The 20,500-nt window shown below is 41.8% G+C and carries 19 protein-coding genes; 14 read left to right on the top strand and 5 right to left on the bottom strand.

Translation table 11 applies throughout. The features are described from left to right. Nucleotides 1-111: 111 nt before the first annotated feature. Entirely contained in the window at nucleotides 112-2,097 is a 1,986-nt protein-coding gene (uvrB, locus tag NSQ36_RS16290; RefSeq protein WP_050944300.1) for an excinuclease ABC subunit UvrB, read from the top strand. 7 nt (nucleotides 2,098-2,104) lie between these two features. Beyond that, nucleotides 2,105-4,981 (top strand): excinuclease ABC subunit UvrA, encoded by a 2,877-nt coding sequence (gene uvrA / locus NSQ36_RS16285; protein WP_050944298.1) that lies wholly within the window; start codon nucleotides 2,105-2,107, stop codon nucleotides 4,979-4,981. A gap of 29 nt (nucleotides 4,982-5,010) precedes the next feature. Here the strand turns inward: uvrA and NSQ36_RS16280 are convergent, their stop codons facing one another. Continuing rightward, nucleotides 5,011-5,241, bottom strand: a complete 231-nt coding sequence (locus NSQ36_RS16280; RefSeq protein WP_003213489.1) for a hypothetical protein — start codon at nucleotides 5,239-5,241, stop codon at nucleotides 5,011-5,013. 197 nt (nucleotides 5,242-5,438) lie between these two features. Between NSQ36_RS16280 and NSQ36_RS16275 the strand changes: the two genes are divergently transcribed. The 5 genes from NSQ36_RS16275 (at nucleotide 5,439) to NSQ36_RS16255 (ending at nucleotide 11,420) form a co-directional block, all read left to right on the top strand. Continuing rightward, complete coding sequence (locus tag NSQ36_RS16275) at nucleotides 5,439-5,774, top strand: hypothetical protein (protein ID WP_012011387.1); 336 nt, start codon at nucleotides 5,439-5,441, stop codon at nucleotides 5,772-5,774. 12 nt (nucleotides 5,775-5,786) lie between these two features. Continuing rightward, nucleotides 5,787-6,878 carry a DUF4097 domain-containing protein gene (locus NSQ36_RS16270; RefSeq protein ID WP_050944296.1) on the top strand — a complete coding sequence of 364 codons (1,092 nt, stop codon included), beginning with the start codon at nucleotides 5,787-5,789 and terminating at the stop codon, nucleotides 6,876-6,878. A gap of 6 nt (nucleotides 6,879-6,884) precedes the next feature. Continuing rightward, nucleotides 6,885-7,079 carry a PspC domain-containing protein gene (locus tag NSQ36_RS16265; RefSeq protein ID WP_003213763.1) on the top strand — a complete coding sequence of 65 codons (195 nt, stop codon included), beginning with the start codon at nucleotides 6,885-6,887 and terminating at the stop codon, nucleotides 7,077-7,079. Then, complete coding sequence (locus NSQ36_RS16260) at nucleotides 7,080-7,466, top strand: phage holin family protein (RefSeq protein WP_003213568.1); 387 nt, start codon at nucleotides 7,080-7,082, stop codon at nucleotides 7,464-7,466. Between the two features lie 96 nt (nucleotides 7,467-7,562). Beyond that, nucleotides 7,563-11,420, top strand: coding sequence for a metallophosphoesterase (locus NSQ36_RS16255; RefSeq protein ID WP_339206123.1), 3,858 nt, complete (start codon nucleotides 7,563-7,565; stop codon nucleotides 11,418-11,420). A gap of 29 nt (nucleotides 11,421-11,449) precedes the next feature. On the opposite strand, the gene NSQ36_RS16250 is transcribed toward NSQ36_RS16255, so the two are convergent. From NSQ36_RS16250 to nagA, 3 genes are read right to left on the bottom strand one after another with little or no spacing between them, the layout of a single operon-like run. Continuing rightward, the gene (locus tag NSQ36_RS16250) at nucleotides 11,450-12,175 is read right to left on the bottom strand and encodes a GntR family transcriptional regulator (protein ID WP_050944292.1); all 726 of its coding nucleotides are present in this window, start codon (nucleotides 12,173-12,175) and stop codon (nucleotides 11,450-11,452) included. A 24-nt stretch (nucleotides 12,176-12,199) separates the two neighbouring features. Beyond that, entirely contained in the window at nucleotides 12,200-12,925 is a 726-nt protein-coding gene (gene nagB, locus NSQ36_RS16245; RefSeq protein WP_321999531.1) for a glucosamine-6-phosphate deaminase, read from the bottom strand. Further along, nucleotides 12,925-14,115 (bottom strand): N-acetylglucosamine-6-phosphate deacetylase, encoded by a 1,191-nt coding sequence (nagA, locus tag NSQ36_RS16240; RefSeq protein WP_310425607.1) that lies wholly within the window; start codon nucleotides 14,113-14,115, stop codon nucleotides 12,925-12,927. Before nagA ends, nagB begins: the two co-directional genes overlap by 1 nt. A 177-nt stretch (nucleotides 14,116-14,292) precedes the next feature. Between nagA and hprK the strand changes: the two genes are divergently transcribed. The 7 genes from hprK (at nucleotide 14,293) to NSQ36_RS16205 (ending at nucleotide 19,418) form a co-directional block, all read left to right on the top strand. Beyond that, nucleotides 14,293-15,225, top strand: coding sequence for an HPr(Ser) kinase/phosphatase (gene hprK / locus NSQ36_RS16235; protein WP_003212943.1), 933 nt, complete (start codon nucleotides 14,293-14,295; stop codon nucleotides 15,223-15,225). A gap of 11 nt (nucleotides 15,226-15,236) precedes the next feature. Further along, the gene (lgt, locus tag NSQ36_RS16230; RefSeq protein WP_335365201.1) at nucleotides 15,237-16,061 is read left to right on the top strand and encodes a prolipoprotein diacylglyceryl transferase; all 825 of its coding nucleotides are present in this window, start codon (nucleotides 15,237-15,239) and stop codon (nucleotides 16,059-16,061) included. Between the two features lie 19 nt (nucleotides 16,062-16,080). Next, on the top strand, nucleotides 16,081-17,025 hold the full coding sequence (locus NSQ36_RS16225) for a nucleoside recognition domain-containing protein (RefSeq protein ID WP_003213258.1): 945 nt from the start codon (nucleotides 16,081-16,083) through the stop codon (nucleotides 17,023-17,025). Further along, nucleotides 17,022-17,672 carry a pyrophosphatase PpaX gene (gene ppaX / locus NSQ36_RS16220; RefSeq protein WP_212045572.1) on the top strand — a complete coding sequence of 217 codons (651 nt, stop codon included), beginning with the start codon at nucleotides 17,022-17,024 and terminating at the stop codon, nucleotides 17,670-17,672. The genes NSQ36_RS16225 and ppaX overlap by 4 nt, the downstream gene beginning before the upstream one ends. A gap of 1 nt (nucleotide 17,673) precedes the next feature. Next, entirely contained in the window at nucleotides 17,674-18,192 is a 519-nt protein-coding gene (locus NSQ36_RS16215; RefSeq protein WP_310425612.1) for an acyltransferase, read from the top strand. Nucleotides 18,193-18,261: 69 nt separating this feature from the next. Then, nucleotides 18,262-18,690, top strand: coding sequence for an Rrf2 family transcriptional regulator (locus NSQ36_RS16210; protein WP_003213266.1), 429 nt, complete (start codon nucleotides 18,262-18,264; stop codon nucleotides 18,688-18,690). Nucleotides 18,691-18,776: 86 nt separating this feature from the next. Continuing rightward, on the top strand, nucleotides 18,777-19,418 hold the full coding sequence (locus NSQ36_RS16205; RefSeq protein ID WP_339206116.1) for an NAD(P)-dependent oxidoreductase: 642 nt from the start codon (nucleotides 18,777-18,779) through the stop codon (nucleotides 19,416-19,418). A gap of 215 nt (nucleotides 19,419-19,633) precedes the next feature. Here the strand turns inward: NSQ36_RS16205 and NSQ36_RS16200 are convergent, their stop codons facing one another. Next, a complete protein-coding gene (locus NSQ36_RS16200) occupies nucleotides 19,634-20,428 on the bottom strand; it encodes a C39 family peptidase (RefSeq protein ID WP_050944278.1) in 795 nt (264 codons plus the stop codon). Between the last annotated feature and the right edge of the window lie 72 nt (nucleotides 20,429-20,500).

Below are 20,500 nucleotides of genomic sequence, written 5' to 3'. Positions count from 1 at the left end.
CTGTATTGGAAATAAAAATCAAGTAAGAGCCGAACTTTAGTTCGTATTTTTGTGTTCTTTTATGATAATATATTCATTAGATAGATTTCGTAACGAAACGGAGGCTTTGATGTGAGTGACCGCTTTGAATTAGTTTCTAACTATCAGCCCCAAGGAGATCAGCCGAAGGCAATTGAAAAGCTTGTTGAGGGGATCCATCAGGGGAAACAGCATCAAACGCTGTTAGGTGCTACAGGTACGGGAAAGACCTTTACTGTATCCAACCTGATCAAAGAAGTGAACAAACCGACACTTGTCATTGCGCATAACAAGACACTTGCCGGTCAGCTATACAGCGAGTTCAAGGAATTTTTTCCGAATAATGCTGTCGAATATTTTGTGAGTTACTATGATTATTACCAACCAGAGGCGTATGTGCCTCAGACTGATACATTTATTGAAAAGGATGCCAGCATCAATGATGAGATTGATAAGCTGAGACACTCCGCTACGTCCTCGTTATTTGAGCGGAGAGATGTCATCATCATTGCCAGTGTCTCCTGTATTTATGGCTTAGGTTCGCCAGAGGAATACCGAGAGCTTGTGCTGTCTTTACGTACTGAAATGGAGATTGAACGCAATCAGCTTCTTCGTAAGCTGGTGGACATTCAGTATTCTCGTAATGATATAGATTTTCAGCGCGGAACCTTCCGAGTACGAGGAGACGTCGTTGAAATTTTTCCTGCTTCACGTGATGAACATTGTATCAGAGTGGAGTTTTTCGGTGATGAAATTGAACGTATTCGTGAAGTGGATGCACTCACTGGAGAAATACTCGGTGATCGTGAGCATGTGGCTATTTTCCCAGCATCTCACTTCGTCACAAGAGAAGAAAAAATGGAAAAAGCGATTATTAATATTGAACAAGAGCTTGAAGAGCAGCTCGAAAAACTTCGAGATAATGGAAAATTGCTAGAAGCGCAGCGCCTTGAGCAGCGGACAAGATATGACCTTGAGATGATGAGAGAAATGGGCTTTTGTTCAGGAATCGAGAACTACTCAAGGCACCTGACCTTGCGTCCTCCTGGTTCAACACCTTACACATTGCTTGATTATTTCCCGGATGATTTTATGATTGTTGTTGATGAGTCACATGTGACGATCCCGCAAATCCGTGCGATGTACAACGGGGACCAAGCAAGAAAGCAAGTGTTGGTTGATCACGGATTCCGTCTGCCTTCAGCACTTGATAACAGACCGCTCACCTTTGATGAGTTTGAAAAGCATATTAATCATATTGTGCATGTATCTGCCACTCCTGGTCCTTATGAGCTTGAGAAAACACCTGAGGTTGTGGAACAAATTATTCGTCCAACAGGTTTACTTGATCCAATCATTGAAGTGCGTCCGATTGAAGGGCAAATTGATGACTTAATTGGAGAAATTCATGCGCGGGTTGAGAAAAATGAACGTGTGCTTGTGACGACGCTGACGAAGAAAATGTCTGAAGATCTTACAGATTACTTAAAAGAGATCGGAATCAAAGTTAATTATCTGCATTCAGAAATTAAGACCCTTGAGCGGATTGAGATTATTCGCGATTTGCGTCTTGGAAAATATGATGTGCTTGTGGGAATCAACCTTCTTCGTGAAGGACTGGATATTCCAGAGGTCTCGCTCGTGACGATTTTAGATGCAGATAAAGAAGGCTTCTTACGCTCTGAAAGATCCCTCATCCAGACGATAGGCCGTGCCGCGAGAAATTCGGAAGGCCGGGTCATTATGTATGCAGATAAAATGACCAAATCAATGGATATTGCGATTCAAGAAACGAAGCGAAGACGAGAGCAGCAAGAGGCGTATAATGAGAAATATGGAATTACTCCGCAAACCATCCATAAGAAAATTAGAGATGCCATTAAAGCAACAAAGATACATGAAGAATCGGAAGAATATGAAACAAATGCAGCACCAAAGCTGTCAAAAATGAGCAAAAAAGAACGAGAAAAAGTGATCGAAAAGGTCGAGATGGAAATGAAAGATGCAGCAAAAGCGCTTGATTTTGAAAAAGCAGCAGAATTAAGAGATCTATTGCTAGAGCTAAAAGCGGAAGGATGATTGCCTGATGGCTATGGAACGAATAGAGGTGAAAGGTGCTAGAGCCCACAACCTTAAAAATATTGATGTGAATATCCCGCGTGACCAGCTAGTGGTCATCACGGGTTTATCTGGTTCAGGAAAATCGTCTCTTGCCTTTGATACCATTTATGCAGAGGGTCAGCGCAGGTACGTTGAATCTCTTTCAGCGTATGCGCGCCAATTTCTCGGTCAAATGGATAAACCGGATGTAGATGCCATTGAAGGTCTTTCTCCGGCGATTAGTATTGATCAGAAGACGACGAGCCGGAACCCTAGATCAACAGTTGGAACCGTTACTGAAATCTACGATTATTTACGACTCTTGTATGCTCGAGTTGGGAAACCTATTTGTCCGATACATGGGATTGAAATTACGTCCCAAACGATTGAGCAGATGACAGATCGTATTTTAGAATATCCAGAAAGAACGAAATTGCAAGTGCTTGCGCCGGTCGTATCTGGCCGCAAGGGAACACATGTTAAAGTACTTGATCAAATTCGAAAGCAAGGCTATGTGCGAGTAAGAGTCGATGGAGAGATGGAAGATCTATCAGAAGAGATCGAGCTTGAAAAGAACAAGAAGCATTCCATTGAAGTCGTGATTGACCGAATCGTGGTGAAGGAGGGCGTTGCGGCTCGGCTGTCTGACTCCCTTGAAACGGCGCTGCGACTAGGTGAAGGCCGTGTGATGATTGACGTGATTGGACAAGAAGAGCTGTTATTCAGTGAACATCATGCCTGTCCGCACTGCGGATTTTCTATTGGTGAGCTTGAGCCGAGAATGTTTTCATTTAATAGTCCTTTTGGTGCATGTCCGAGCTGTGATGGGCTTGGCTCTAAACTAGAAGTTGACCCTGAGCTTGTCATTCCTAATAAGGATTTGACATTACGACAGCATGCCATTGCCCCTTGGGAGCCGCAGAGCTCACAATACTATCCTCAGCTTCTTGAGGCAGTATGTACACATTACGGCATCGACATGGACATTCCAGTGAAAGATATACCGTCGCATTTATTCGATAAAATTTTATATGGTAGCGGCTCTGAACGGATTTATTTCAAATATGAAAATGATTTTGGTCAGGTACGTGAAAATGAAATTGAATTTGAAGGTGTTCTTCGTAACATTGAACGACGCTATAAAGAAACCAGCTCTGATTATATTCGTGAGCAAATGGAGAAATATATGGCGAACCAGCCATGTCCGACATGTAAAGGATATCGTCTGAAAAAAGAGACGCTTGCGGTTCTGATCAATGGCAAACATATTGGAGAAATCACTGATTTGTCTGTCTCTGATGCCCTTGATTTATATGGTGAAATCGAGTTGTCTGAGAAAGATTTGCAGATTGCTCAGCTCATTTTACGTGAAATCAAAGAGCGCTTGTCCTTCTTAAATAATGTGGGATTAGATTACCTCACATTGAGCCGTTCGGCTGGCACACTATCCGGAGGAGAGGCGCAGCGGATTCGTCTGGCGACTCAAATCGGGTCAAGGCTGACAGGTGTTCTTTATATATTAGATGAACCATCTATTGGTCTGCATCAGCGTGATAATGACCGATTGATCGGGACATTGAAAAACATGCGCGACATCGGGAATACCCTCATTGTCGTAGAGCATGATGAAGATACGATGCTAGCCGCTGATTATTTGATTGATATTGGACCTGGAGCAGGAGTTCATGGAGGAGAAGTGATTTCAGCTGGAACGCCGGAAGAAGTCATGAAGGACAAGAAATCTTTAACAGGACAATATTTATCTGGAGAGAAATTTATCCCGCTGCCGATCGAAAGAAGAAAGCCTGACGGCCGCTATATTGAGATCAAAGGTGCAAAAGAAAACAACCTGAAAAACGTCAATGCGAAGTTCCCTCTAGGCGTCTTTACAGCTGTGACTGGGGTGTCTGGTTCAGGGAAAAGTACGCTTGTGAATGAAATTCTATTAAAATCACTTGCGCAAAAACTGCACAGAGCGAAGGCGAAGCCAGGACAGCACAAAGAAATCAAAGGAATGGATCATTTAGATAAGGTGATTGATATTGATCAATCTCCAATCGGCCGTACGCCAAGATCCAACCCTGCCACGTATACAGGTGTATTTGACGATGTGCGGGATGTGTTTGCACAAACCAATGAAGCAAAGGTACGAGGGTATAAAAAAGGGAGATTCAGCTTTAACGTCAAAGGTGGACGCTGTGAGGCATGTCGCGGAGATGGCATCATTAAAATCGAAATGCACTTTTTACCTGATGTGTATGTGCCTTGTGAGGTGTGCCACGGGAAACGGTATAACCGCGAGACACTTGAGGTCACATATAAAGGGAAGAACATTGCTGATGTGCTTGAAATGACCGTGGAGGACGCACTCCAATTTTTCGAGAACATCCCGAAAATTAAGCGGAAGCTTCAAACGATTTTTGATGTTGGACTAGGGTACATTACACTTGGACAGCCTGCGACGACATTGTCCGGGGGAGAGGCCCAGCGTGTGAAATTGGCATCTGAGCTTCACCGCCGTTCAAACGGAAGGTCTCTTTATATTTTAGACGAGCCGACAACAGGTCTGCATGTGGATGATATTGCCCGTTTATTAAAAGTGCTTCAGCGTTTGGTCGAAAACGGAGATACGGTGCTAGTGATTGAGCATAACCTTGATATTATCAAGGCTGCTGATTACCTCGTTGATCTCGGACCAGAGGGCGGTGCTGGCGGCGGAACGATTATTGCCTCTGGGACTCCTGAGCAAATTGCAAAAGAAAAAGCTTCTTACACTGGTCGATACTTAAAGCCTATTTTAGAGCGTGACCGTAAACGAATGAAACAGTTGGTCAAAGAAACAGAAAGTGTGACTTCATCATAAAAAAACCCCTCGTTAAGAGGGGTTTTCTTTTATTGCGCATCTTCCTTTGGCATTAAATGACTGAGCTGCGTTAAATCCTTTAAAATATGCGTGCTGCTGCTGTCGAGCAGTACTTTTAAATAACGGATATCACCATACTGTGGATGAGACGGATGAATGGTCTCAAGCTCCCTGATCATATCGCTGTTCATGCTTTTTTGTTTCTGTATAAGGTCTAAAAGCGTTTGAGCCGTGTGGTTAGTATTATGATGATCTGTCAAAATAATTACCCCCTATAATGATAATCACCATCTTTTCAACATATTTTAAAGGGTAATCCGTGAAGAATCTACACTTAGGTGCAAAAAGATGTAATTTGTGTCTAAGGTCATATGTAAATTGAATGATTTTGAAACTTTTGATACGCAATAAACGTATGAGTTAGAAAGGAATTTTCATCATGAAGGAGCGAATATATATGAATAGAGATCAGTCGATCATTGCATCAATTTGTTATTTCAGTGTATTTTTTATGCCGTTTATTGTACCGATCGTGGCATATTTTGTAGTCGACCAAAAGGAACCGAAACGGCACGCGTTGCGGGCATTATGGTCACATGTTTTGCCAGTCGCAGCGTGCGTGTTGCTGGTTTTTGGGTCTATCCCATTTTTATTGTCGACACAGGCAAGTGACTCACTTATGCCAGTGATCACGATGCTCATCTTGTCCTTTTTAGTCGCTATTGGCTTTTTGATCTCTGTCATTTGGAATATCATTCAAGGTATTAAAGTACTTCAATCCATCAAATCGTAGGAGGGGCTTTGTATGAATGAAAAAGAACGCATTTTAAAATTAGTAGAAGACGGGACATTATCTGCAAAAGAAGCGATTACGCTGCTTGAAAAATTGGAGGAAAATCCATCTGTTTCATTAGAAAAATCAACGGTTGATCACACCTTTCATGAAGAAAAAGCAGGCACGGAGAGCAAAGGAACTGGTACAGAAAATCTTGGTGCAAAGCTGTTTGGCTGGTTAGATTCTGCGGTGAAAAAGGTGAAAGACGTAGATCTTGATTTGAACTTTGGACAGTCGGTCGACGTTGAGCACATTTTTCAGTTCAAAGACGCCTCACTTTCTCATTTAGATATTCAATTGGCGAACGGCAGTCTCAATGTGATGCCTTGGGACGATGGCGATATTCGAGCAGAATGCCATGCGAAAATCTACCGTGCAGAAGACGGAGAGCAGGCAAGACAGCAATTTCTCAATCAATTGGACTGTGGCCTCGAAGGAGATAAATTTTTTATCCGGACCGAAAAGAAGACAATGAAAGTCAATGTCACTTTATATGTGCCACGTATCCAATACGATAAAATCAAAGTTAAGCTGTTTAATGGTCCGATCCGCGGGGAAAAGCTAAAGACAAAAGAACTTACTGCGAAAACCACCAATGGTGTTGTCTCTTTTGCCTCTTTACAGGCGGAAAAGGTTGGAATTGAAACAGCAAATGGACAAATTAAACTGGCGGATCACGAGTGTGGTATGATTGAAGTAGAAACCATTAATGGGCTTATTGACCTGCGCGGGAAAAGTGAGTCAATTGATGCCCAAAGCTTTAACGGAAACATTGCTGTTCAGCTGTCGGATGAGAAGTGCCGTTCCATTTATGCGAAAACGACAACAGGCAGTGTGGACGTCCAGATCCCGCGTGCTTGTGCAGTGACCGCTGAGCTGAAAAGCAATCTTGGGTCTATTTCTCACGATTTGCTTGATGCAGAGATGATTAAAGAGAAAAATGAGACATTACAAAAAGAGAAAATGATCAAAGCCAACCAACAGGCAGTGAACAGTATATCCATTTTTGCAGAAACAAAAACAGGTTCAATACAAGTAAAGCACCAATCAGACAAGGAGTGATTCTACATGAAGAAGCTTTATCGTTCAGCAACAGATAAAAAAATAGCGGGTGTTGTTGGTGGACTTGCCGAATACTTAAGGGTCGATGCATCTCTGCTTCGCATATTAACGGTCATCATCGGATTTATGACAGCATTTATGCCGATTTTCTTGGTCTACTTCATCTGGTATTTTGTTGTTCCGGAAGAAGGCACTAACTAAATGCTTAGATGGATCGTCAGTATTTTAGTCAATGCATTACTTTTAATCGTCATTGCTGGATATTTTGATTCAGGCATTCTGCCAGGGCTTGGGAGCGTATATATTGAAGGGTTTGGCGCAGCCATTGTGGCAAGTATCATTTTATCCTTGCTCAATATTTTAGTGAAGCCGTTTTTGATCATTTTAACGCTTCCAGTAACCGTTCTTACACTAGGATTGTTCTTATTTGTGATTAATGCCATCACACTTATGATGACATCAAGTTTTATGGGCGATAGTTTTAATATTGATGGGTTTGGAACGGCCATTTGGATGGCTGTCATCTTATCCATTTTCCATCTGTTGATACAAAAAGGAATTGTGGAGCCGTTAGCGAAAAAAAGCTAACGGTTTTTTTTTGACCCATTTTGTATCGATTCTCCGTTTCATCTGACATAAAAACTTCCTTCAGGAGACACAATATCCGAAGGGAGGCGGTGCACGATGGTGAACGTGAGCAGACAAATCATGCTTTTATGTTTTTTTATCATTCTTTTTTGTTTCAATCAGCCTGCTTCAGCAGGGCCTTTTATTCAAACACAGGTCAATATACCGGACAAGCCTTTTTCTCCTTTTATCTTTGATCCCTTTCATGTGGATGTCCGTCCAGTTCTAGGGGAAAAAAGCCGTGATCTCCAGTTTCGTGCGTCGATTACGGATCCGGAACAAATTTTGTCTGCGAACTTGTATTATAAACAAAGTGATGAGCTAGGGTACCGTTTGATCCCAATGGAACGGCTGCCAGGTATGAAGCCAGAATTTACCGCGAAAATTCCGCCAGATCAATTATGGAATTCAACCGTTCGTTACTATACAGAGTTTCTTACGCAAAAGTCCGTGATCAAAACGGCAGAACAATCTGTCCACTTAAATGGATTTGAAGAGGATCTTTCGCGCATTCCGGACTTAGTCATCACAGAAATTGTTGTCAATTCAAAAAATCGCAAAGGCAAAGATGCATTTGAATTTATTGAGGTATATAACACAACACATGAGCCTATCTCTCTTAAACATTATCAGCTTCGCTACCGCAATCCTGCACAAGGAACCGAAATGGATGATGTGTATTCCTTTCACACAAATCCAGTCACTCTTTCACCTGGAAAACCGTATGTTTTCTGGCTGAGGAAAAAAGGACAGGAGCATTTAACTGTAGCGGACTTCAATGCCATGTACAAAAGTCAATTAAAAGAGGGAGAGCATGTATCTGTCATCGAAAGCAAAGGGCTGTCCAACTCTAAATCTCGTCTTGTTTCCATTACAACGAATATAGGGGAGGAGATTTCTTCAGCAGCATTTCGCTTGAAGCCATCATGGTTTAGTGAGCATAAATCTTTGCTGTTCAAATATCCAATGGACGGTACTTCGCAAATGAAGCTAATCTCGAAAATTGAAGAAGAGCCTACGCCTGGCAAAGTGCTAAAAGCACAAATTCCATCTGAGAAAAAAGAAATTTCTCAAGATATCCATAAACCTGTGATTGAAGATATGACAGTGAGGAAACCAGTGAAACCAACTGAAAGCATAGAGATTAAAGCAGATGTACAGGATGATCAGGTCGTCAAAACCGTCAAGCTTCGCTATCGAACAAATCGAAAAGATGATTTTAAGGAAATACTGCTTCAAAAAGATCATAATGACCGATTATTTCATCATATTATTTACTCACCTGAGTTGATTGGTAAAGAACAATTGGAATATCAGCTTGAAGCGTCAGACGGTGAAAATACAGCAATGACGATGAAAAAAATGATTGATGTGGAGCAAGTTAGCAAAGCTCATGGCCTTCGATTCAATGTAGAAGAAGGAGATACGGTTTCAGGATTATATCCATTAAAAGCAACGTCTGATCAGAAAAAAAGCATTGAATTATTGATAGATGGAAAGCGGAATCAGCAAGTGTTTTCTGCCCTTGAAGCAGATCCATATATTGCATTTGATGTCAAAGGGACAAATTTATATTTTAAAAATGGTGTGTCCATAGGTAAGCACTTACTTTCAATTTTTGATGATTCGACAAAAGTGTATCGTACCTATACAATGCCAATACCAGAAGCAGAGATGAAAAAAGCAGGTCTCCAATCGATCTCCTTCCATGCAGGAACAAAATCTTCTCCAGTTGATCGGTTGCCTGGTGAGAATCACGATGATTTTGAACTAAAAAACGTCCGGATGATTTTATCGAATGGAACTCAAATTCCTCCAATCAATGCAAAGCCGGAAAAAGAATGGAGAATGGGAGACAGCGGTAACGCCAAAAAGGTCAGAACATTTCAATTTGAAATACCAAAAGAAGCTTATGTTTCAACGTTTATGAAGTGGGATACAAGAAAGTTGAAAGAGGGGCCGCACCTGATTGAGGCCAAAACATCAGACGAGCATGCATCTGTACATGTGATGGTCGATAATACGGGTCCAAAAATTAAAACCAACGTCCAAACAAAGGATCCATATAAAGGAGCCTTTACGTTAAAAGCAAAGGTAACGGATCGTTGGAGTAGCATAGAAGAGATGAAAGCATATGTAGATGGCAAGCCAATTTCCTTGCCATACCAGACGTCCTCTAGCGAATTAAACCCGGGGGAGCACACGTTGACAATTAAAGCAAAGGATGCAGCGGGAAACATGTCAACGTTGAAAAAGGAATTCAAGACGGTACATGAACATCCTGAGCCACCAGAGCGTGTAGCAGATAAGACGAAAATGAAATCGTCAAAGCAAACTGTGCTCACCAAGGATCCAACGAATGATAAGCTGGATTATTCCTTTTACCGTGCGTATCAATATACATCGTTGCATCCATCAATGAACATTTTGAAATATGCAGCGGAGACAGAACCGCCAAAGAGCTTTAACGAAAAAGGAGAAATGATCTTTTCTCATGAAGAAAGGAATCGCATTGCATTTGCTGATGGTAAGTCAGTTGAAACGAAGGATTTACATCGTTTTCCCTATCATCGTTTTCAAATCAAGGTTCATCAAGATGTACGTGAAAAGGATGTCGTCGAAGCGATATGGAAAGGGAGTTCATTGACAGGGAGAAAGGTGACCATGTATGCATGGAATCATCAGCAAGAAAAGTGGGATAAAATTACTCATCATTTTGCTAAGGATCAAAAGGAATTTTACCTGAAAGGACTGCTGTCCGTCAGACAGTACATGAAGAATCATACGTTTGATTTGCTTGTACAGGATGAAATCAGTAAAGCGCAAAAGCCATATAAGATGGTTTGGATGTCTGACACACAATATTATGCAAAGAGCTATCCTCATATCTTTAAACAAATGGTCGAGTGGATCAGAGACCAGAGAGAAAAGTTAAACATTCAATATGTGTTCCATACAGGTGACATTGTGGATGATTCAAAAGATAAACAATGGCAACGAGCCGATACGTTTATGCGCGTGTTAGATGAGCATCAGATTCCTTATGGTGTTTTAGCAGGAAATCATGATGTTCGACATAAGGACGGTTTTTATGCGGAATATGGGAAATATTTCGGTGAGAAACGCTTTGCAAATAAACCGTACTATGGTGAATCCTATCAAAACAATCGAGGTCATTATGATCTCATCTCTGCCAGTGGCAATGATTATATGATGGTATACATGGGCTGGGGGATTAAGCAAGATGAAATTGATTGGTTGAACCGTGTGATTTCTGAGCATCCAGACCGTATCGTCATTTTAAATTTCCATGAGTATTTGTTGGTCAGTGGCAACCGCAGTCCGATTGGCGACCTCATCTTCCACCAGGTAGTGAAACGCCATCCCAATATAGTGGCGGTATTTAGCGGTCACTATCACGGAGCGAGCAGGAAAGTAGATGAGCTTGACGATGACAAGGATGGTAAAGTAGACCGGAAAGTATATCAAATACTCGCCGATTATCAGTCAGGGCCTGAAGGTGGACAAGGGTTTATGCGATTGATAACAGCCGATCAAGAAAAAAACCAGCTTCATTTTACGACATACTCACCTTACATGAATCAAGAGCATTTCTACGATCCTAAAACGTATGGAGATCAGGATGAATTTTCAATCGATGTGGATTTGACGCCGAAAATGAAATCTGTCAAAACCAACTATTTTGAACTCAATGTGTACACAAATGTTTTGTTAGGAGAGGCGCGCGGCGTAAAAAGCGGCAAAAAAGCAAGCTTTGAGTGGAAAGGCTTAAAGCCAAACGAAGATTATTATTGGTACACCGTAGCAAAAGATCGTTTTCAAGGAAAAGCGATTTCACCGATATGGAAAATTCATACAAAAAATGATCGTGAAGAAACATTTCTTAGGAAATAAAAACAGTGCTCCTTTTATAAGGGCACTGTTTATCTTTCCATTGTATGAATGAGCTTGTAACGATCTCCTCTATAAACGGAAAGAACATATTCAAACGGAATATCATTCTGAAAATAAGTCGTTCTTGCGATTGAGAGCACGGGATCGCCTGTTGAAATAGACAGCACGTGTGCTTCTTCATTTGAAGCCACATTCGCTTCAAGCTCTTGTTTTGCATGAGCAATTGTAAGGCCTGTTTGAGTCTCTATATATTCATATATAGAGCCAGTTAAATGTTCCCTTGTTAAATCTCCTGCAAATGCTTCAGGGATATAGCTCGTTTCAATCGCCATCGGTTCATCATTTGCGAGGCGTATCCGTTTGAGTTCAAATATAGCATCGCCATTTGACAGTTGTAAGACAGGCAGCAAGTGATCTGGACAGACGGTTTTTGTGAAATCAATCAGCTGGCTTGAAGCTTTAAGACCACGCTGACGCATATCCTCTGTAAAGCTTGTTAAACCTTGAAGCGGCTGTTCAAATTTTTTTCGGCTCACAAAGGTGCCTTTTCCTTTTTGTCGATACAAATATCCTTCATTCACAAGGTTCGATAAGGCTTGTCTGACAGTCATTCGACTTATACCAAAGCGTTCGGCATATTCTCTTTCAGAAGGAATGAGTGTATCAGGTGCTAATGTTCCATCCTCAATCTGTTTTTTCAAGTTCTCCATAATCTGATGGTACATCGGAATAGGTGACTGCTTATCAATAAACATGTGAAAATCCTCTCGTGTTTAGCTTTAGCGTAGTGACCCAGCTTCTCGATCAATCAAAATCGTCACATCTTCATGAAGTTTCAGAGCAGATGCTGGGAAGTCTGGATGTATCTCAGTCTGTTCTAAATATTGTATCACTTTCGCTTTTGATTTTCCTGATGCAAGAAGGAGAATCTTTTTACTAGAAAGAATGCTCGCAATGCCCATGGTGATGGCATGTGTAGGCACTTCATCAATAGAAGAAAAGTATCTTGCATTGGCCTGCCGGGTATTTTCATCTAGTTGCACGACATGAGTCTTTGAGTTAAACGGGGTACCGGGCTCGTTAAAACCAATATGTCCATTTTGACCGATTCCAAGAAGCTGAAGGTCGATGCCGCCTATGTCTTGAATGAGCTGATCATATCTTAAGCATTCCTTTTCTAAATCAGGTGTAGCGCCATTTGGAAGGAAATACTGATCCTGTGGAAGATCAATATGATCAAATAAATGACGTTTCATATAGGTCATATAACTATTTTCATGATCTGGATCAAGGCCTGCATATTCATCTAAATTGACTGTTTTTGTTTGTTTGAAAGACAATTGTTGTGATTGATGAAGGTGAATTAACTCTTGATACGTATCAAGAGGTGTACCGCCCGTTGCCAGGCCGAGTACGGCATCTGGTTTAGAAGCGATTGTGCGCGCGATCAGGGCTGCTGCTTCTTTTCCTAATTGTTCTTTATCTTCAAATTCAATGATGTTCATTAGTGGTTGGCCTCCTTTTTCTCAAAGACGATTTGTCCATGGCAGATCGTCATCATTAGTTCACCAGACTCATCCCAGATCACAAGGTCTGCTTGTTTTCCAACTTCAATCGAACCAAGCTGCTGATCAAGTCCTAGCTGAATGGCTGCATTAGTTGAGGTCATCTTTGCGATCTCTGTCCATTCGCAATGTGTGATCTGTTTCATCCGTTTGACGCCATCTTTCATTCGCAGAATCGATCCTGCAAGTGTACCATCTGCCAGTAAAGCTTGTTCGCCGCTCACTGTGACTGTTTGACCCCCAAATTCATACGTGCCATTTCCAAGTCCTTTTGCGCGCATCGAGTCTGTGATCATCATTAAACGATCACTTCCTTTTGCCAAATACGCAAGCTTGATGGAAAGTGGGTGGGAGTGTATCCCATCCGTAATCAGCTCAGTATGGAGATCCTCGTTTGTAAGAGCCGCTCCTACAGCGTTTGGTTCACGATGCTGAAACGAACTCAGTGCATTATAAAGATGCGTGACATGGCGTGCACCATGCTTTGCTGCTAATTCAATCATGTCATGATGGGCATTCGTATGTCCAATAGAAGGAATAATGTTTTTTTCTTGCAACAAGGAAAGAAAAGCAAAATCAGGGTCTTCCTCAGGTGCGAACGTGACAATTCGAATAAGCCGTTCAGAAGCATCCAACCATTTTTCAAAAAGAGGGCGATCGGGCTGCTGTATCCATTGAACAGGCTGTGCCCCTGCTTTATCTTTAGAAATAAAAGGACCTTCAAGATGGATACCTAAACATTGTGCCTGAACGCCTGCTTGTTCTTCATTGTATTGTTTCCACTTGGCGACATTTTTAAGTGCTTGCTCTATCTCATGATGGTTTTGAGTGATGGTTGTGGCTAAAAAACTTGTCGTTCCTTCTGACGGTAAGTTGTCAGCGAGTGTATTCATGGCTTCTGATGTCGCATCCATCATATCTGCTCCATATCCGCCATGGATGTGAATATCAATCATTCCGGGAAGTAGATAAAAGTTTTCCCGGGAAATATATACTTTTTCATAATTTCCTGTCGGTGGTGTTGTTGAAATATAGTCAATCTTGCCGTCGCGTAAACCGACAAAACCGTTTGCAATCATTTCAGTCTTTGTCACAATATGAATATTGGAGAGCAATAAAGAGCTGCTCATGGTTGTGCCCCCTTATTCGTTGTCTTTGAATTTAGTTTACCCTTTTTAAGTATAGTTGTCTATACCAGTAAATGAACTGAAACAGGATCAGGATAAAATACTGTTTTGGGATCATCATTGAAAGTGATAAAATAGAGCTGTATTTCTGAATCGCCTGTGATAAAAGGAGGAAGAAGCGTGCCGAAAGTTCGTACGAAGGACATAATGGAACAATTTCATCTTGAACTGGTAAGTGGGGAAGAAGGGATTAATCGTCCCATTACAATCAGTGATCTTTCCAGACCAGGTATTGAAATGGCTGGTTATTTTACATATTACCCAAAAGAAAGAGTTCAACTTTTAGGGAAAACAGAGCTTTCTTTTTTTGAACAGCTCCCAGAACGCGAACGAAAGCAGAGAATGATGTCTCTTTGTACTGATATTACCCCTGCAATTATTTTGTCACGAGATCGTGAAGTGCCGAAGGAATTAATTGAAGCTTCAAATGAAAATGGTGTACCTGTGTTACGTTCAAGCCTAAAAACGACAAGACTTTCGAGTCGTTTGACCAACTTTTTAGAAAGTAAGCTTGCACCAACGACCGCAATTCATGGTGTGCTCGTAGATGTATATGGTGTAGGAGTATTGTTAATTGGAAAAAGCGGAGTAGGAAAAAGTGAAACAGCCTTAGAATTAGTGAAGAGAGGACACAGGCTGGTCGCAGATGATTGCGTGGAAATCCGTCAAGAGGATCAGGATACGCTAGTCGGAAGCGCACCAGAGCTGATTGAACATCTTTTAGAAATCCGCGGGTTAGGCATCATTAATGTGATGACCTTATTTGGAGCTGGGGCTGTCAGAAGCTATAAGAGAATTACGATTGTCATGAACCTTGAGCTTTGGGAACAAGGCAAACAGTACGATCGTTTAGGACTTGAAGAAGAGAAGATGCGAATCATCGATACAGATGTACCGAAGCTGACCATTCCTGTCCGCCCTGGTCGAAACTTAGCGGTTATCATTGAGGTGGCTGCGATGAACTTCAGGTTAAAACGCATGGGACATAATGCGGCGGAACAATTTACAAGTAAACTAGCCGATGTCATTGAAGACAATGGCCAAGATGAATAGGAGTTGTCTATATGAACGAAGCGATTCAGCCAATTGATCCGATTGCTTTTCAGCTCGGACCTCTTTCGGTTCATTGGTATGGTGTGATCATTGGGGTCGGAGCCTTACTAGGACTCTGGCTCGCACTGAGAGAATGTGAGAAAAGAGGAATCAATAAAGATACGTTTATTGATTTAATCTTATTTGCCATTCCAATAGCGATTATTTGTGCACGAATTTATTATGTATCCTTCGAATGGGATTACTATCAGCAGCACCCAAATGAAATCATTAAGATTTGGCATGGCGGAATTGCCATTCATGGCGGGCTGATAGGTGCTGTGCTGACAGCGATCGTCTTCACAAAAGTGAAAAAGGTGTCCTTCTGGAAAATAGCCGATGTAGCAGCACCTAGTATTTTACTAGCGCAGGCCATTGGACGCTGGGGGAACTTTATTAATCAGGAAGCGCATGGTGAGGCTGTTTCAAGAGCCTTTTTAGAGAATTTGCATTTGCCTGAGTTTATCATTAATCAAATGTATATTGATGGGACGTATTATCACCCAACTTTCTTATACGAATCATTATGGAATCTTGCCGGTGTTGTGATCTTGATTTTATTACGTAGAACAGCGATGCGCAGAGGCGAAATCTTCTTGTCTTATTTAATTTGGTATTCAATCGGTCGTTTCTTCATAGAAGGTATGAGAACGGACAGTTTGATGCTGACAGAACATCTTCGAATCGCTCAAATGATTTCGATTGCCATTTTTGTAGTGGCTATTCTGCTGCTGATCTTTAGAAGAATAAAAGGTCACGCATCGATCCCGTATAAAGAGAACAACTCATCGAATTAAAGCAGGGGGGATCAGAAAGATGCAGGAGACATGGAAAAACGGCTTAAAAGCAGGGCTATCGACAACTTGGACACTTGGAAAAGTCATCTTTCCGGTTACCATTCTCGTCAGTATCTTGCAGCATACGCCTGTTATGGATTGGATCATTCAATTCATACGGCCATTTATGGGATTGTTTGGTCTTTCAGGAGAAGCAGCCATTCCGCTTGTGTTAGGAAATGTGCTGAACTTGTATGCGGGCATAGCGGCCATTTTGACTCTAGATCTTCCTGTGAAGGAAGTGTTTATTTTGGCCGTGATGCTGTCCTTTTGTCACAACCTGATCATCGAATCGACTGTGGCAGCAAAGGTTGGACTGAGAGTGTCTGTCATTTTGCTGGTCAGAATCAGTCTTGCTGTTGTTTCGGCTATTGTCATTCATCTCGTTTGGCAGGGAGGCCAGGAGCCGGCACAATATGGACTGCTGACAGCAGCCCAAACGGCTGATGTGCCTTCCAGCTGGTACATGATCGTCCTTGTCGCTTTACAAAAAGCCGTACTCGGTGTGCTCCAGCTCGCCTGTATCGTCATCCCTCTCATGATCATCATTCAATTCATGAGAGATTTAGGATGGCTCCATACGCTGTCTAAGTGGCTGTCTCCATTTACGAGAATGCTTGGAATGAAAGAAAATACGTCGATGACGATGGTCGCTGGGTTAACCATTGGTCTAGCATACGGAGCTGGCGTGATGATGAAGGCAGTGGAAGAGGACGGCGTGAGTAAAAAGGATTTAACCCTTGCTTTCATTTTCCTTGTTGCCTGCCATGCAGTAGTCGAAGACACGCTGATATTTATTCCACTTGGGATTCCTGTGTGGCCGCTTCTTGTCATCCGTCTGATATCTGCTATTTTATTAACAGCTGCCATTAGCTATATTTGGCGAAAGCGCGAGCTCGCAGTTGTTAGAAAGGAAGCCATATGAACGAATCAACTGTTAACACCGTGCTATTTGATTTAGATGGCACATTAATCAATACGAATGAATTAATTATTGCTTCATTTCAACATACGCTTGATCATTATTACCCTGATCAGTACAGCCGTGAAGAGATCCTCCATTTCATTGGTCCGTCATTATTTGATACATTCTCTGCGATGGACCCTAATCTAACGGATGACATGATTCAGATGTACCGTACGTTTAATCATGAACAGCATGATCTGCTCGTGACTGAATATGAGACTGTTATAGATACATTGAAGGTTTTGCAGGATCGAGGATTTAAGCTTGGAATTGTCACAACAAAGATACGTGACACAGTGTTAATGGGATTGAAGCTGACCGGTTTAGAGCCATTCTTTGAGGTGATTGTGACGCTCGATGATGTCCAAAATGAGAAGCCGCATCCGGAGCCAGTCCAGCTGGCATTATCCAAGCTTGGCAGTGATCCACATGAAGCGGTGATGGTCGGCGATAATTATCACGATATTTTGTCTGGTCAAGCGGCAGGGACAAAAACAGCAGGTGTTGCTTGGTCAATTAAGGGAGAAGAGGCCCTTTTAAAGCATCGCCCTGATTTTATGCTAAAGAAAATGAGTGATCTTCTGGCGATTGTTGGAGCTGATTGAGTTGAGAAAAACAGATCGATATCCTGTAAAAGGGGTCAATTCGTTACGACAAGTCTATCGGACGGTCCCCTTTTTCAAAGTGGTGAAAAACTTTATTTTCATTCAAATCGCACGGTACACGCCTTTTATGGGAATGAAAAATTGGATATACCGAACCTTTCTTCGTATGAAGGTTGGCGAAGATACAGCGTTTGCCTTAATGGTCATGGTGGATCTCATGTTTCCTGAGAAAATCACGGTCGGTCGAAATTCGGTGATTGGCTATAACACAACCATTTTGACCCATGAGTATTTGATTAAAGAATACAGACTTGGGGAAGTCTATATTGGGGATGAAGTCTTAATTGGAGCCAATTCCTCCATTTTACCTGGTGTGACCATTGGGGATGGGGCGATCGTGTCGGCTGGTACACTTGTTCATAAGGATGTTCCAGCAGGCTCATTTGTTGGAGGAAATCCAATGCGCATGATTTATACGAAAGAAGAAATGAATGCACGTCAATCTACGTCTGCTGAGTAGCTCGGCAGACTTTTTTGTTGACAATATGTTATGGTGTAACTATAATGATTACAACAGAGGTGAGAAAACATGAAAATCAGCAGCAGATTTACTGTCGCTGTCCATATTCTGGCCTTGCTATCACTTGAAAAAGGATCATTACAGACATCGGAGGATATCGCGGGAAGTGTAAATACAAACCCAGTGGTCATCCGCCGTATTATGAGTAAATTAAAAAAAGCAGGCCTAATCTCAACGAGTCTTGGCAAAGGCGGTTCTCAGCTGAACCGCAGTGAAGACGATATCACGCTGCTTGATGTGTATAAAGCGGTTGAGGTGGTGGATGAGGGAGAATTGTTTCAAATCCATGAAAGCCCAAATCCTGACTGTCCGATCGGTGCAAATATCCAGGCTGTGCTTGAGTTAATCTTGTGCCGCGCTCAAAGTGCGATGGAGCAAGTGCTTGCTGAGATCAAATTAAGTGAACTAACGCAGGTGTTAATCAAAAAAATTGGATGATCTATTCAATTTTTTTTACCTCTGTTGTAACTAAATCGGTTACACCTTTGTTTATTAAATAAAATCATTTTACAGGAGGAATTCATATGAAAATCGGCATTATTGGCGCTACAGGTAAAGCAGGACAGGAAATTGTAAAAGAGGCTCAATCAAGAGGACATGAGGTAACAGCCATCGTTCGAGATGCGAAAAAAGTGACAGATTCATCCGTAGCTGTTATTGAGAAGGATGTGTTTCATTTACAAGCAGAAGACATCAAAGGCCTTGATGTCTTCGTCAATGCATTTGGCGCACCTGCTGGACAAGAGCACCTTCACGTAGAGGCAGGGAAAAAGCTGATTGATATTTTGAAAGAGGTACCCGGTACCCGTTTAATCGTTGTGGGCGGAGCGGGCAGTCTTTTTGTTGATGAAGCCAAAACAACAAGACTTGTTGATACACCGGAATTTCCAAAGGAGTATGTGCCTACTGCTTCACAGCAAGGTGAAAACTTAAAAGACCTTCAACAAACCGAAGGATTAAAATGGACTTTCCTCAGCCCTGCTGCATTCTTTGATCCAGCTGGCAAACGCACAGGTTCTTATGTGAAAGGGAAAGACCAACTGATTGTCAATTCTAAAGGTGACAGCTATGTGAGCTATGCCGACTACGCCATTGCGCTTGTCGATGAAATTGAGCAGGCTGCCCATGTTGGAGAACGTTTTACCGTTGTATCTGAAGCAGAATAAGCGATTCGTTGCCGCTAAAAACGATGAGTGGGGAGTTTAACGATCAAGAATTATCTCTCATTTTTATTAAAAAAGGTTGAATGCTTCAGTGTAGGCGGAGGAGTAATGACAGCTGAAAAGCTTGAGAACAGTCTGAAGGAAATACTATCATCATGAAAAACCCATCCTCTATTCGGATAGAGGATGGGTTTTCATGTTTTCAAAGAGAAATTGTTCTATGCTTTAATGATAATCGCCTGCCTGCCCATCTGTTCCCAAGAATCTTCAAACTGATCGCGATCGACTTTTTGATTCTTTTCTCCATATGGGTTATTTAAGTAGACATGCTCCTTGTCATAGCCTGTGATGACCACGCTATGCATATTAAAGCTTACATCTATTTTGCCATTTGGTGTATTCCATGTTTCGATGTTATCTATTTTGTCAAAGGTGGATGTGGTAATCACCCAAACAGGATACCCTTTTTCAAGTGATTGATAGATGGCCTTTTTGACAGGTTTTCCGCTTAAGTCGACGACTTGAGCGCCCGCATATTTTTTCGCAAGCTGATAAATAGGTTCATGGTATACACCAAGACCTGGTCCATTCTCCATATCGCCTACAAATCCGTCATGGGGGTCTCCTTTTAAGCCATTTTCATAATTGAGTGGAACACGTTTAATTTCATTTGCCAATGCGTCTTTCGTCACTTGCTCGTAGCCGCTGTAATGAAGAAGCATCGCTAAGCTTGTAACTTCGCATCCATTATAAAGCTTTGGGGCATCCATTTGATTGTAAAGGATGACGTCCATGGCTTTTTTGCTTCCTTTTAAGGAAGAGTAGGTGGTGTCTGTTTTTTTCGTTGATCGTGTTTCTTCAGCTGCGAGTGCTGTATCGTTTTCTTTTTCTTTGGCTGCTTCGTGTGGTGAAGCTGTCTTTTTGACTTGGTCGATTTGTGTCACGTATATAAAGCCGAAATAAACAAGGCATGCGCACAACAAAGTTAAGATTAATGTCTGGATGAACTTCACTGTAATCTCCTGTTTTATTCAATATTTTTATGTATTATAGCACGTTCTTTCATCGAACATATAGAAAAGGGA

Source organism: Bacillus sp. FSL W8-1143 (assembly GCF_037965155.1).
In the GTDB taxonomy this organism is placed as follows: domain Bacteria; phylum Bacillota; class Bacilli; order Bacillales; family Bacillaceae; genus Bacillus; species Bacillus pumilus.
Note: the sequence above shows the minus strand (reverse complement) of the source record. Positions and strands in the feature narration are given on the sequence as shown.